A 14,099-nucleotide genomic window follows, 5' to 3' on the forward strand; every position below is an offset into this window, starting at 1 on the left:
GTAGAAGCGTGAACAACTCTGGGGCCGGCGAAGCACGCGAAGTGGACGTGGTCGTGATAGGCGCCGGACAGGCAGGTCTGTCCGGCGCCTATCATCTGCGGCGCGTCGGCCTGGAGCCGGACCGCGACTTCGTCGTGCTCGACCACGCGCCCCGGCCGGGCGGCGCATGGCAGTTCCGGTGGCCGTCACTGACGTACGGCAAGGTCCACGGGATGCACGCGCTGCCCGGCATGGAACTGACCGGCGCCGATGACAGCCGGGCGTCGTCCGAGGTGATCGGCGAGTACTTCGACGCCTACGAGCGCACCTTCGGCCTGCGGGTTCACCGGCCGGTCGAGGTGAGCGCCGTACGCGAGGGCGACGGCGGGCGGTTGTCGGTCGAGACCTCCGAGGGTACGTACGCCACCCGCGCCCTGATCAATGCCACGGGCACCTGGGACCGGCCGTTCTGGCCACGCTATCCGGGCCAGGAGACCTTCCGGGGCCGCCAGCTGCACACCGCGAACTACCCGGGTCCGCAGGAGTTCGCCGGGCAGCGGGTGATCGTGGTCGGCGGCGGGGCCTCCGGCACGCAGCATCTGATGGAGATCGCCGAGGTGGCGGCGGAGACCTTCTGGGTGACGCGCCGGCCACCGGTCTTCCGGGAGGGGCCGTTCGGCGAGGATCAGGGACGGGCCGCCGTGGCCATGGTGGAGGAGCACGTACGGCGGGGGCTGCCGCCGCAGAGTGTGGTGAGTGTGACCGGACTGCCGCTCACCGACGCCGTCCGGCGGGCCCGCGCGGAGGGGGTGCTCGACCGGTTGCCGATGTTCGACCGGATCACTCCGACCGGGGTGACCTGGGACGACGGCCGGTCGGTGGAGGCCGATGTCATCCTCTGGGCGACCGGGTTCCGGGCCGCCATCGACCATCTCGCACCGTTGAGGCTGCGCGAGCCCGGCGGCGGTATCCGGGTCGAGGGCACACAGGCCGTACGGGACGCGCGTATCCACCTCGTCGGGTACGGGCCCTCCGCGAGCACCATCGGGGCCAACCGGGCGGGGCGGGCGGCGGTGCGCGCGATCAGCCGTCTGCTCAAGGCCCCCGAGGACAGAGCCACTGCGGACAGGAGAGCCGCGGACAGGGCAGTGGAGCGTGGCGGCGAACCCGCCGCCACGCTGGTGTGACGCTGGCCTGCGTGCCGCCGCGGGGATGTCCGCCGCCCTTCAATTGCCGCTCGCCTCAAACCGGTTGCGGTTGAATTCCTGGACGTTCCGCTGCTGCTCGGCGTAGCTGTCGGTGAACCGGGTGTCCCCGGGCGCGACCGTCACGAAGTACAGCCATCGGCCCGGCGTCGGCGTGATGGCCGCTTCCATCGCCTGCTCCCCCGGATTACCGATGGGAGTGGGCGGCAGGCCCTTGTGCTCGTAGCTGTTGTACGCGCTGTCGATCCTGGTGTCGTCGGCGGTGGTGTCCAGAGTGCTGCGTTTCAGCGCGTAGTTGAGCATGGAGTCCATCTGGAGCGGCATACCCCTGGACAGCCGGTTGTAAATGACACGGGACACCTTGCCCATGTCGGCTGTGGTGCCCGCCTCGGCCTGCACGATGCTGGCGATCGTCACGGCCTGATGGACGGATACGTGATTGCGCCTGGCCCCTGCGGCGATGTGGTCCGCGCCGAATCGATGCCGCGCCGTGTCGACCATGTACGTCAGCAGGCTCGTCGGAGTGGTGCCGGAGGTGAGGGGGTACGTCGCCGGGAACAGATAGCCCTCCGGGTTGCCCTTCACCTCGGGCGGCAGTGCGAGGTCCGCCGTACCGGCGGCCTTCTCGGTCGTGCCGGGCGGCACACCGAGGGACCTGTCCACGGCCGCATACACCTGGGAGGCTCGCCGGCCCTCGGGGATGACAAGGGTGCGTGGCGGCGGGCCGACCATCCCCTCCCTGGTCAGTAGCAGTGCGAGGACGGCTGCCGCGACACCGAGGACGAGAACGACGCCTGCGAGCAGCGCCGGACGCCCGCGACCGGTCGGCCGGCTCCGGTGGGGGCGCCGGGTGTCCGGGGACTCGTTCACCATGCGGGCACGGTATCCGGGCGCCGACGCCCCGGCGCGGACGACACGGACCCCGCACGGCGCGACAGAACACACGAACAGGGGATCGGATGTTCGCTGGAACGCCTGATCGTATGGCCATTCGTTGCTCAACTCCTCTGCCGCACCGGATGATTACAGAGCGCAAACGACTGGCTGCAGACCGCGACTGCGCAGTCCCACATATGCACCACGTACGAGGAGAAACACCGAATGAACCTCATCACCAACCTGCTCGCCGGCATCGTCCACTTCGTGGGTTGGCTCGTCTGACCATTGCTTCACCCGGCGCCGTCGCTCCCCGTCCCACGGGAGCGGCGGCGCCGTCGTGTGCCCGGCGTCAGTCAGGTGTGCCCGGCGTCAGCCCCGGCTCCCCGGCCCGGTGAACTCGGGCAGGGCGGCGAACGCGGGTGCCACGCTGGCCGCCCCCGCGAGCGCGCCGAGGGTGCGGCGGACCCGGGTCACGGGGTGGTCGGGGAACTCCGCGTCCCACCGTTCATGGTCCGCCGCATGGAACGGCAGTCCGCCCTGGACGTCGGGGGCGTAGGGGTGCGGCTTGAAGTACTGCTCCACGCCGACCTTCGCGAGCACCACCGCTTCCCGCATCCCCGTCATGCCGTGCTCGGCCGCCTGGATCTTCACCACGGTGCTGCGCCCGGCACGCGGCACGGTGAAACTGCCGATGGACGCCTGCCCGTTCGGCCGGCCTGGCAGGGGCAGCTTGAGTATCTGGCGCAGTGCGGGCAGCCCGCCCAGGGTCTTCACCGATGCCTCGATCAGCCCGCCGCCCGCCTGTGCTGTGCAGTGGGTGAGGGCGTGGCGCAGCGTCGGGCGGTCGTCGAGTCCGGCCGGCAGATCCGGCGGCAGCTCGAAGAAGTGCACCGACAGCACATCGCCGTCGTCGTTCGCCCATGTGTCGTTGTCCACGGGCCGGTATCCGGGTAGTTCCACCCCGATCACAGCCCTCATGGGCGGGGACCATGCCGTACGGAGAACCGGCCCCGCACCCCTGGGTGGAGTGCGTCCGGAACTCCCGATCAGCTTGCTACGGGGGCGAGTTGGGTGTCCCGGCGGAGGAGCGCCGCATAGCGGCCGTCCAGCTGGAGCAGTTCCTCGTGGCTGCCGCGCTCGGCGGTCCGGCCGCCGTCCAGGACAACGATCTGGTCCGCGTCGCGCACGGTGGAGAGGCGGTGCGCGATCGTGATGGTGGTGCGCCCGGCGGACAGTGCGTCGATCGCCTCCTGCACGGCGAACTCGGTGCGGGTGTCGAGGGCGCTGGTCGCCTCGTCGAGAACGAGGACGGGCGGGTCGCGCAGAATCGTGCGGGCGATGGCAAGGCGCTGTTTCTCACCGCCCGAGAAGCGGTAGCCGCGCTCGCCGACGAGGGTGTCGTAGCCGTCGGGCAGCGAGGCGATGTGGTCGTGGATCTGTGCCGCGCGGGCGGCTGCCTCGATCTCGGCGTCGGTCGCGTCCGGCTTGGCGAAGCGCAGGTTCTCGGCGACCGAGGCGTGGAAAAGGTATGTCTCCTGGGAGACCACGCCGACGGCCCGGGCGAGCGTGTCGAAGTCCAGATCGCGTACGTCGACGCCGTCGAGTGTGACCCGGCCGCCGGTGACGTCGTAGAGCCGCGGTACCAGGTAGCTGAGCGTGGACTTCCCGGAGCCGGTGGGTCCGACGACGGCGAGGCTGCCGCCGGCCGGCACGACGACATCGACACCGCTGAGGGTCGGACCGCTCTTCTCGTCGTAGCTGAAGTCGACGTCCTCGAAGCGGATCTCGCCACGGATCTTCTCCAGCCGCACGGGATTCTCGGGCTCGGTGATGTCCACCCTGAGGTCGAGGTACTCGAAGATCCGCTGGAAGAGCGCGAGGGATGTCTGCATCTGCACTCCGGTGGAGAGCAGGCTCACGGCGGGCCGGAAGAGGCCCTGCTGGAGCGAGACGAAGGCGACGAGCGTTCCGATGGAGACGGCGGGGCCGCCGGACTGCAGGGCGAGGCCCGCGGCCCAGTAGATGACGGCAGGCATGGCGGCCATGACGATGCCGATCGTCGACATCCGCCACCGCCCGGCCATGCTTGAGCGCACTTCGAGGTCGACCAGGCGCTCGGACTCCTCGGCGAAGCCCTCGGTGAGGGAGTCCGCCCGGCCCATGGTCCGGCCGAGCAGGATGCCGCTGACGGAGAGGGACTCGGTGACCGTCGCCGCCATGGCGGCCATCTGCTTCTGCCGCTGGGTGGTGATCTTCTTGCGCTCCCGGCCGACCCGGCGGCTGATCCAGACGAAGACCGGCAGCAGTGCCAGCGAGACCAGGGTGAGCCGCCAGTCCAGCGCCAGCATCGCGACGACAGTGGCGATGACCGCCGTGAGGTTGGAGACCAGCGAGGTGGCGGTGGAGGTGACGGTCGCCTGCATCCCGCCGATGTCGTTGGCGATGCGAGACTGCACCTCGCCCGTGCGGGTCCTGGTGAAGAAGGCGAGAGGCATCCGCTGCAGCTGGGCGTAGACCGCCGTGCGCAGGTCGTGCATGACGCGCTGGCCGACCGTGGTCGAGATCAGCGTCTGCAGGACGCCGAAGACGCTGTTCACCACGGCGGTGAGGATCATGCCGAGGGCGAGCAGCGACAGCAGTCCCGTACGGCCCTGAGGGATGGCGGTGTCGAGAATCTCGCGCAGCAGGAACGGCGAGGCCACCGAGACCAGTGACGAGGCGCCGACGAGCAGTCCGACCAGCGTGAGCCGGCCGCGGTAAGGGTGGAAGAGGCGGAAGATCCGGCGCAGCTCGGCGGGCGGCTGCGTGCCGTCCCTGGGTGGGGGCGTCCACGTGGGTTCGTCGGGTTTCATGGGCTCCTTCGACAGGCGTGACAGAGGGTGACGGCCGCGGGCAGCAGTCAAACTTTGGAGAGCATAGCTCATTGTTACCTATACTCACAATGAGCGGAGTCCTGATATTGTTCCCGCATGGACTCCCCCGACTCCGACGGCCTGCTGGCCGAGCAGCTGCTGCGGCTGACCCGCCGGCTGCACCGCATCCAGAGCCGCCAGCTGGAGCCGATAGGCATCACCCCGGCCCAGTTCCGGCTGCTGCGCACGGTCGCCCACTACGACGGACCACCCCGGATGGCGGATCTCGCACAGCGCCTGGATGTCGTGCCGCGCGCCGTCACGAGCCTGGTCGATGCACTGGAGGCGAGCGGCCGGGTGCGCCGCACCCCTGATCCGGACAGCCGCCGGGTGGTCCGGATCGAGCTCACCGACGAGGGCCGTGCCACGCTCCGGTCGCTGCGCGACGCGCGCCGGGCCGCCGCAGAGGAGATCCTGGCTCCATTGACGGCCGATCAGCGCGAGGTGCTGGGCGGACTGCTGTCCGCTCTCGTCGCCGGAATGCCGGAGCGCCGCTGTTAGCCACACCGATGGCTGCGGGCCCACCGATGCCTGCGAGCCGTACCGATCGTCGCACCTATCATGAACCGAGCGTGAGCGGTGCGGATCTTCGCTGGTAGAAAGGTGGGAGTACCGCACCGATCCGCTGAGGGGACCATCGCCATGCCGCTGCTGGAGCCGAAGCCCGAAGCCCTCCGTCCTGGTGCGGCGCGCTCCGCGTCCCACGATCGCGTCCTCGACGGCCGGGCGGCGGGCACACCCGAACCGCTGCGCGGCGAGCTGACCGAGCTGCTGGGGCCGGAGAAGGTGCTGTGGAAGGTCTCCGACCTGGTGAAGTACGCCTCCGATGCCAGCCCCTACCGGTTCGTCCCGCAGGTCGTCGTGGTCCCCGAGGACATCGACGACATCTCGGCGATCCTGTCGTACGCGCACGGCAAGGGCCGCGAAGTCGTCTTCCGGGCCGCCGGTACCAGTCTGAACGGCCAGGCGCAGGGCGAGGACATCCTTGTCGACGTCCGCCATCACTGGACGGGCATCGAAGTCCTGGACGACGGCGCGCAGGCCCGTATCCGCCCCGGGACCACGGTCATGCGCGCCAATGCCACCCTCGCCCGGTACGGCAGGCTGCTGGGCCCCGACCCGGCCAGCGCCATCGCGTGCACGATCGGCGGGGTCGTCGCCAACAACGCCTCCGGAATGACCGCCGGCACCACCCGTAATTCGTATCGCACCGTCTCCTCGCTCACCTTTGTGCTGCCGAGCGGCACGGTCGTCGACACAGCCGATCCGGCGGCGGACGAGCTGCTGGCGCACGCCGAGCCGCGGCTGTGCGAGGGACTGCTGGCCCTCAAGGCGGAGATCGAGGCGGATGCGGAGCTCACCGCCAGGATCCGCGCGAAGTACGAGATCAAGAACACCAACGGGTACCGGCTCGACGCCTTCCTGGACGGCTCGACGCCCGTACGGATCCTGCGCGGGCTGATGGTCGGCTCGGAGGGCACCTTCGGGTTCATCTCCGAGGTCGTCTTCGACACCCTGCCGCTGGACCGGAAGGTCTCCAGCGCGCTGCTCTTCTTCCCCTCGCTGACCGCCGCGGCGGCTGCCGTGCCCCGCTTCAACGAGGCGGGGGCGATCGCCGTCGAGCTGATGGACGGCAATACGCTGCGCGCTTCGGTGAGCGTCCAGGGCGTGCCGGCCGACTGGGCCGAGCTGCCCAAGGAGACTGCGGCGCTGCTGGTGGAGTTCCGAGCTCCGGACGAGCCGGGGCAGGAGGCGTACGAGCGGGCGGCGGCCGCGGCCGTCGAGGGGCTGGATCTTGTCGCGCCGGTCGCCTCGGTGACCAATGAGTTCACCCGCGAGGCCAAGGCCATCTCCGGTTACTGGAAGGCCCGCAAGGCCTTCGTCACCGCAGTCGGCGGCTCCCGCCCGTCGGGTACGACGCTGATCACGGAGGACTTCGCGGTCCCTCCGTCGCTGCTCGCCGACGCCTGCGAATCCCTCCTCCGCCTCCAGGCGGAGCACGGCTTCGACGCGGCCGTCGCGGGTCACGCCGCACACGGCAATCTGCACTTCCTGCTCGCCTTCGACGCGGCGAAGCCGTCCGACGTCGACCGGTACGCCGCGTTCATGGACGACTTCTGCCGACTGACCGTGGAACGCTTCGACGGCTCGCTCAAGGCGGAGCACGCCACCGGCCGCAACATCGCTCCGTTCCTGGAGCTGGAGTGGGGCCCCAAGGCGACCGAGCTGATGTGGCGCACGAAGCAGGTCATCGACCCCGACGGGGTGCTGGCGCCCCGGATCGTCCTCGACCGCGACCCGAAGGCCCATCTGCGCGGACTGAAGACCATCCCCGAGGTCGAGTTGATCGCCGATCCGTGCATCGAGTGCGGCTTCTGCGAACCTACCTGTCCCAGCGAGGACTTGACCACCACTCCGCGCCAGCGGATCGTGCTGCGGCGGGAGATGATGCGGCAGCCGAACGATTCGCCGGTGGAGACCGCACTGCTCGACGCGTACGGGTACGACGCCGTCGACACCTGCGCGGGCGACTCCACCTGCAAGCTCGCCTGCCCGGTCGGCATCGACACCGGCGCGATGATGAAGGACTTCCGCCACCAGCGGCACTCGCCGCGCGAAGAGCGGATCGCTGCGCTCACGGCGAAGAACTTCAAGGCGGTGGAGGCCTCGGCGCGGCTGGCGGTCGCCGCAGCGGACAGGATCGGCGACCGGCTGCTGGAGACCGTCACCGGGCTCGCCCGCAAGGCCGTACGCCCCGATCTGGTGCCCGAGTGGCTGCCGGAGATCCCCGGCGCCGCCGCCCGCAAGCTGCCCCGCACCTCGCGGGTCGGAGCGAGCGCCGTCTACTACCCGGCCTGCGTCAACCGGATCTTCGGCGGCCCCGACGGTCATCACGGCCCTTCGCTGCCGCAGGCCGTCGTCTCCGTCTCGGCCCGTGCCGGAAAGCCGGTGTGGATCCCGGAGGATGTCGCGGGAACCTGCTGCGCGACGATCTGGCACTCCAAGGGGTACGACGAGGGCAATGCGGTGATGGCCAACCGCATCGTCGAGGCCGCCTGGGGCTGGACGGCGGGCGGCAAGCTTCCGCTGGTCGTCGACGCCTCGTCGTGCACGCTGGGTATCGCCCATGAGGTGGTGCCGTATCTCACCGAGGACAACCGGGAGCTGCACCGGGAGCTGACCGTCGTCGACTCCCTCGTCTGGGCGGCCGACGAGCTGCTGCCGGAGCTGACGATCCTGCGCAGGACCGGTTCGGCGGTCCTGCACCCGACGTGTTCGATGCAGCACCTGGGTGACGTGGAGCAGTTGCGTACGGTCGCCGAGGCGTGTGCGGAGGAGGTCGTCCTCCCGGACGACGCCGGGTGCTGCGCGTTCGCGGGCGACCGCGGGATGCTGCACAAGGAGCTGACGGCGTCGGCGACGGCGAAGGAGGCTGCCGAGGTGAACTCCCGTGAGTACGACGTGTATCTCTCCGCCAACCGGATGTGCGAGATCGGCATGGACCGGGCCACCGGGCGCGAGTACCACTCGGTCCTGATGGAGCTGGAGCGAGCGACGCGGCCCTGACGCCTTCCCGCACGACCGCGTACATGCCCACGCCCGCGGCGATCCGCGCCCTCTCGCAGGAGTGGCCGGGCGAGAGGGGTGGCGTGATCAGGCCGCCCGGAGCGTGGCCTTGTCGCCCATCACCACGACCGGGTGCTGCTTCGGGTCGAGGGTGCGCAGCAGCAGCTGCATGGCCGATTTCGGCAGGCTCACACAGGCCGACGTACCACTGCCGTGGTCCATGTGCAGCCAGATGCTGCCACCCTTCGACTGTCCCAGCGGGCGCGTGGGGTCGTTGGGCGCAGTGCCCTTGACGCGGTTGTAGTCGATGGCGATGACGTAGTCGAAGTCGTGCCAGTACGGCTTCGTCCAGTAGCGCGGTGCCTGGATCGACGCCGACTGTGTGTACGGGAGGAGGGCACCCGGGTCGGCCAGGGCACCGCCCGCGTCGGTCAGCGTGAATACGCCGACCGGACTGCGCTTGTCGTCCTCGTGATGGTCGGTGGTCCAGCCCTTCCTGCCGTTGTGGGCCTTCCAGCTGCCGGTGGCGTCCCAGGTGGCGCCGTGCTTCGTGTACAGCACGACGGTGGAGTCGGCCGAGTTCTTGCCCACGCCGTAGACCGCGACGACCTGACGCGAGTTCTCGGGTATCTGCGCGTACAGCCGGTCGCCCACGTCGGGAATGCGCTTCAGGTCGGCGGTCGGCGCCTTCCGGTTCGTCGCGCTGCCGGATTTCGTGTCGTCCTGCTGCCCCTCGTGCGAGCTGCCGCACGCGGTCAGAGGAGTGAGCATGAGACCACAGACCGCTGCCGCGACAGCCATTCGTACCGGACGGGTTATTCGCATCCGCCCATATTCGCACCACGGCCGAGCGGCCAGGCTCACCGCCTGGACCCGCCGCGAATACGAGCCGAATCTTTACCGTCGAGCGAAAAACCGTTTGCCTCGGCCCCTGGCAGGACGCGAACCTTGCACGGTTTGGTCCCCCCACCCGTTCCTCGAGGTCTTCGACAGATCTCCGCCCTTCCGAACCATGGGACGTCATGCAGATTCGCGATCTTCCGTATTCAGATCCTGGCGATCCTGATGTCCGGTCAGGCCCACGCTTCCTGCTCTGGCTCGGCCGCAACCAGATCCGTGGCCAGCTCAAGTCCATGTCCTGGGGCCTGCTGCACCAGTGCTCCATCGCCGGGCTGCCACTGGCCGTCGGCTTCGCCGTGCAGGCGGTGATCGACCGTTCAGGCGGCCGGCTTGCGCTGGCGGGCGGGCTCATCGCGGTCCTCGGTGTGCTGATCGCGGTCGGCGACACCATGCTCCACCGGACCGCCGTCACCAACTGGATCACTGCCGCCGCCCGCGTCCAGCAGCTGCTGGCCCGTAAGACGGCGGAGCTCGGCGCCGCGCTGACCCGCCGGGTCGCCGCGGGCGAGGTCGTCGCAGTGTCCACCGGCGACGTCGAGAAGATCGGCTGGTTCGTCGAGGCGCTCTCCCGCTTCGCCGCCGCAGCCGCCGCTCTCGTACTGATCTGCGTCGGGCTCGTCCTCTATCTGCCGTCGCTGGGCATCCTGGTGGTGCTCGCCATGCCGCTCCTGGCGCTGGCGGTACTGCCGCTGCTCCCCCGCGCCACCCGGCGCGCCGACCTCCAGCGCGAGAAGGCCGGCAAGGCCACCGAGCTGGCGTCGGACACCGTCGCCGGGCTGCGGGTGCTGCGCGGTATCGGCGGCGAGGAGCTGTTTCTCGGTCGCTACCGGCGCGCCTCGCAGGAGGTCCGCAAGGCCGCGGTGCGCAGCGCGCAGATGTGGTCGCTGATCTCCGCGATCCAGGTGCTGCTGCCTGGCGTGCTGCTGATCTCGCTGGTCGTGTACGGGGCGACGCTGGCCCACGACGGCCGGATCGAGGTCGGTCAGCTGGTCACGGTGTACAGCGCGGCGACACTGATGCTGTTCCCGCTGCGGCACTTCGAGGAGATCGCGATGGCGTACTCCTTCTCCCGGCCGTCCGCGCAGCGGGCCGTCCGGGTGCTTTCGCTGCACCGCACCGCCGAGCCTTCGACCGTCGACGCGGTGCCGGCCGGTGACCTGTACGACCCGGTCACCGGGCTGATGGCACCGTCGGGTCTGTTCACCGCGGTGGTCTGCGGCGATCCGGACGAGGCGGGCCGGCTGGCCGAACGGCTCGGCGGACACGCCGAGGTGGGCGCGGAACCGGACACTGCGGACGACGCCCGCGAGGGCCCGCCGGACAGGACCCCGTCCGTCCTGCTCGGTGGCGTGCCTCTGGACGAGCTTCCGCTGGCGGCCGCCCGGACCGCCGTGCTGGTCCAGGACAAGGACCCGGTGCTGCTCTCCGGGACACTGCGGGAGCTGCTCGATGTGCCGTCGTCCGGTCTGGTGACCGCCGAGGACGCGCTGTCCGCCGCCCAGTGCGGTGATGTGCTGGACGCGCTGGCGCAGGCCTCGGTCGCCACCGACGGCGACCCGATGACCACCAGGATCACCGAGCGCGGCCGGTCGCTCTCCGGCGGCCAGCGCCAGCGACTCGCGCTGGCCCGTTCGCTGGTCACCGACCCTGAGGCGCTGGTTCTGGACGAGCCGACGTCCGCCGTCGACTCGCACACCGAGGCCCGGGTCGCCGCCGGAATCAAGGCGCTGCGCACCGGTCGTACGACGGTGGCGTTCGCTTCGTCGCCCCTGCTGCTCGACCTCGCGGACCGGGTGGTGCTGGTGCACGACGGCACAGTCGTCGCGGTCGGTGCGCACCGCGAACTGCTGCACACCGAACCGCGTTACCGGGCGGTCGTCACCCGTGAGACCGAAGACGAAATCGTGGCCCTGACCGCACTGGACAAGATCGACGAGATCGAATCGATCGAAGAAATCGAGGAGAGGGCATGATCGGCGTCGCACAACCGGCGTACGACCCGGCCGCCCCGGAGTCGGCGACGACCCTTCCGGTCGGCACCCCCGCCACCGTACGGGCTTATGTACGGGAGCTGATGCGGCGCCACCGCAAGCCGTTCGCCGTACTCATCTCGGTCAACGCAGTCGCGGTGATCGCCTCGATCGTCGGGCCGTATCTGCTGGGCGGGCTGGTCGAGGACCTGTCGAACGGGGTTGCCGACCTCCATCTGGAGCGCACCGCCGCGGTGTTCGCGATCGCGCTCGTGGTACAGACCGTGTTCACACGGATGATGCGGCTGCGCAGCGCCATGCTCGGCGAGGAGATGCTGGCCGATCTGCGCGAGGACTTCCTCGTCCGGTCGGTCGGACTGCCGCCGGGGGTACTGGAGCGGGCCGGGACCGGTGATCTGCTGTCCCGGATCACCACGGACATCGACCGGCTGGCCAACGCGATGCGTGAGGCGGTGCCGCAGCTGGCGATCGGTGTGGTGTGGGCGGGTCTGCTGCTCGGTGCGCTCACCGTGACGGCTCCGCCGCTGGCGCTCTCCGTGCTGCTGGCGCTGCCGGTGCTGGTCCTCGGCTGCCGCTGGTACTTTCGCCGGGCGCCGTCCGCGTACCGCTCGGAGGCCGCCGGATACGCGGCGGTCGCGGCGATGCTGGCGGAGACCGTGGACGCAGGGCGGACGGTGGAGGCGCACCGGCTCGGCGCCCGCCGGGTGGCGCTGTCGGACCGGCGGATCAAGGAGTGGACGGCGTGGGAGCGGTACACGCTGTTCCTGCGTTCGGTGCTGTTCCCCGTCATCAACGTCACGTACGTGACGATCCTCGGCGCGGTCCTGATGCTCGGCGGCTGGTTCGTCATCGAGGGGTGGCTCACCGTCGGACAGCTGACGACCGGTGCGCTGCTCGCACAGATGATGGTCGATCCGATCGGTCTGATCCTGCGCTGGTACGACGAGTTGCAGGTCGCGCAGGTGTCGCTGGCCCGGCTGGTCGGCGTCCGGGGCATCGAGCCGGACGCGGGCGAGACGGAGGTCGCCCCGGACGGCCGGGCCGTCCGGGCGGGTGATGTGCACTTCGGCTACCGCGAGGGGGTCGACGTCCTGCACAAGGTGTCGCTGGACGTCGCCCCGGGCACGCGCCTGGCGCTGGTCGGGCCGTCCGGTGCGGGCAAGTCCACTCTCGGCCGGCTGCTGGCCGGGATCTACGCCCCACGCACCGGTGAAGTCACGCTGGGTGGTGCGGAGTTGTCCCGGATGACGGCGGAGCGGGTACGTACGCATGTGGCGCTGGTCAACCAGGAACACCATGTGTTCGTCGGTTCGCTGCGCGACAATCTGTTGCTGGCCCGTACGGGTGCCGAGGACGCCGAGCTGTGGGCGTCGCTCGCCGCGGTCGACGCGGACGGCTGGGCGAAGGCGCTGGACGGGGGGCTGGACACCGAGGTCGGTTCGGGCGGTCTGTCACTGACCCCGGCGCAGGCGCAGCAGGTCGCGCTGGCCCGGCTGGTGCTGGCCGATCCGCACACGCTGGTGCTGGACGAGGCGACCTCGCTGCTGGACCCGCGGGCGGCCCGGCATCTGGAACGCTCACTGGCACGGGTGCTGGACGGCCGTACGGTCGTGGCGATCGCGCACCGGCTGCACACCGCGCACGACGCGGATGTGATCGCGGTGGTCGAGAACGGCCGGATCAGCGAACTGGGCAGCCATGACGAGCTGGTGGCGGCGGACGGCGCCTATGCGGCGCTGTGGAGGTCCTGGCACGGCTGACCGGCGTGTCCGGCGGCTTCGCCGGATCGCCCGGCTTCTCCGGACAGCGAAACATGAAGGAGAGGGGAGCGGCCGGCTGCCACCATGACCGGATGGCCAACAACACGGCGATCCACCGCCTCGACCTGGGCTACTTCGTCCGACCCGCGTCGGAGACCGGCGGCCCGCAGCCGCGGGTCGAACCCGTACTCGCCTACGTGGTGCGGCGCCACGAAGGACTGATCCTCTTCGACACCGGCATCGGTGCCGCCGATCCCGGAACCGAAGCTCACTACCGCCCCCGGCGCCGAGGGCTGGAGAGCGCCCTCGCCGACGCCGGAGTTGCTCTCTCGGATGTCTCCTTGGTGGTGAACTGCCACCTCCACTTCGACCACTGCGGGGGCAACAGGTTGCTGGGCGGCACGCCGATCCTGGTGCAGGACGTGGAGCTGGCAGCAGCGCGCCGGGGCGGCTACACCATCGACGAACTCGTCGACTTCCCTGACGCGACCTACGAGGAGATCAGCGGCGAAGCCGAGGTGTGGCCAGGAGTATGGATCATCCCCACTCCTGGCCACACCGACGGTCATCAGTCGCTGGTGGTACGGCAGAGCGACGGCACCGTCGTCCTCGCCGGTCAGGCACACGACTTCGCCTCTCACTTCGCAGCGGATCAGCTGGCCCGCCGCGCCGAGCTCGAAGGTCTGGGAAGGCCGCTGCCCACCTATCGACCGTGGCTGGAGAGGCTCGCCGACTTCGACCCGCGACGTGTGCTCTTCGCGCACGACTGCGCGGTCTGGGAACCGTCCCGCGCAACCGACGACTTCCCCTGCTGACACCGGCCCGACCGAACGTCCCGCTCACGACTGCCGCGAAGGAACGCTCCGGACGCGTGCGTCCGGACCGAAGGACAGCCGGTTGCGTCGG

At 70.1% G+C, this 14,099-nt stretch carries 10 protein-coding genes; 6 read left to right on the forward strand and 4 right to left on the reverse strand.

Features of this window, described 5'->3' with window-relative positions:
• Window positions 1-8: 8 nt before the first annotated feature.
• Window positions 9-1,166: an NAD(P)-binding domain-containing protein gene (locus ACWCP8_RS22140; protein WP_451117621.1), complete on the forward strand. Its 1,158-nt coding sequence runs from the start codon at window positions 9-11 to the stop codon at window positions 1,164-1,166.
• Between the two features lie 39 nt (window positions 1,167-1,205).
• Here ACWCP8_RS22140 and mltG read toward each other — a convergent pair whose 3' ends face one another.
• The 3 genes from mltG to ACWCP8_RS22155 all read right to left on the reverse strand — a co-directional run bounded on the left by mltG (window position 1,206) and on the right by ACWCP8_RS22155 (window position 4,915).
• On the reverse strand, window positions 1,206-2,057 hold the full coding sequence (mltG, locus tag ACWCP8_RS22145) for an endolytic transglycosylase MltG (protein WP_451117623.1): 852 nt from the start codon (window positions 2,055-2,057) through the stop codon (window positions 1,206-1,208).
• A gap of 375 nt (window positions 2,058-2,432) precedes the next feature.
• Complete coding sequence (locus ACWCP8_RS22150) at window positions 2,433-3,041, reverse strand: hypothetical protein (protein ID WP_352269456.1); 609 nt, start codon at window positions 3,039-3,041, stop codon at window positions 2,433-2,435.
• A 68-nt stretch (window positions 3,042-3,109) separates the two neighbouring features.
• On the reverse strand, window positions 3,110-4,915 hold the full coding sequence (locus ACWCP8_RS22155) for an ABC transporter ATP-binding protein (RefSeq protein ID WP_352269454.1): 1,806 nt from the start codon (window positions 4,913-4,915) through the stop codon (window positions 3,110-3,112).
• A 117-nt stretch (window positions 4,916-5,032) separates the two neighbouring features.
• On the opposite strand from ACWCP8_RS22155, the gene ACWCP8_RS22160 reads away from it, so the two are divergent.
• A complete protein-coding gene (locus ACWCP8_RS22160) occupies window positions 5,033-5,476 on the forward strand; it encodes a MarR family winged helix-turn-helix transcriptional regulator (protein WP_030980048.1) in 444 nt (147 codons plus the stop codon).
• Between the two features lie 141 nt (window positions 5,477-5,617).
• Window positions 5,618-8,542 carry an FAD-binding and (Fe-S)-binding domain-containing protein gene (locus ACWCP8_RS22165; RefSeq protein WP_352269453.1) on the forward strand — a complete coding sequence of 975 codons (2,925 nt, stop codon included), beginning with the start codon at window positions 5,618-5,620 and terminating at the stop codon, window positions 8,540-8,542.
• Between the two features lie 87 nt (window positions 8,543-8,629).
• On the opposite strand, the gene ACWCP8_RS22170 is transcribed toward ACWCP8_RS22165, so the two are convergent.
• Window positions 8,630-9,313 carry a hypothetical protein gene (locus tag ACWCP8_RS22170; protein WP_451117626.1) on the reverse strand — a complete coding sequence of 228 codons (684 nt, stop codon included), beginning with the start codon at window positions 9,311-9,313 and terminating at the stop codon, window positions 8,630-8,632.
• Between the two features lie 251 nt (window positions 9,314-9,564).
• On the opposite strand from ACWCP8_RS22170, the gene ACWCP8_RS22175 reads away from it, so the two are divergent.
• The 3 genes from ACWCP8_RS22175 (at window position 9,565) to ACWCP8_RS22185 (ending at window position 14,008) form a co-directional block, all read left to right on the forward strand.
• Entirely contained in the window at window positions 9,565-11,415 is a 1,851-nt protein-coding gene (locus ACWCP8_RS22175; RefSeq protein ID WP_451117628.1) for an ABC transporter transmembrane domain-containing protein, read from the forward strand.
• Entirely contained in the window at window positions 11,412-13,193 is a 1,782-nt protein-coding gene (locus tag ACWCP8_RS22180; RefSeq protein WP_451117629.1) for an ABC transporter ATP-binding protein, read from the forward strand. The genes ACWCP8_RS22175 and ACWCP8_RS22180 overlap by 4 nt, the downstream gene beginning before the upstream one ends.
• Window positions 13,194-13,285: 92 nt before the next feature.
• Window positions 13,286-14,008, forward strand: coding sequence for an N-acyl homoserine lactonase family protein (locus tag ACWCP8_RS22185; protein ID WP_451117631.1), 723 nt, complete (start codon window positions 13,286-13,288; stop codon window positions 14,006-14,008).
• Window positions 14,009-14,099 lie beyond the last annotated feature (91 nt).

The sequence above is a fragment of the Streptomyces sp. NPDC002206 genome, from assembly GCF_053593595.1.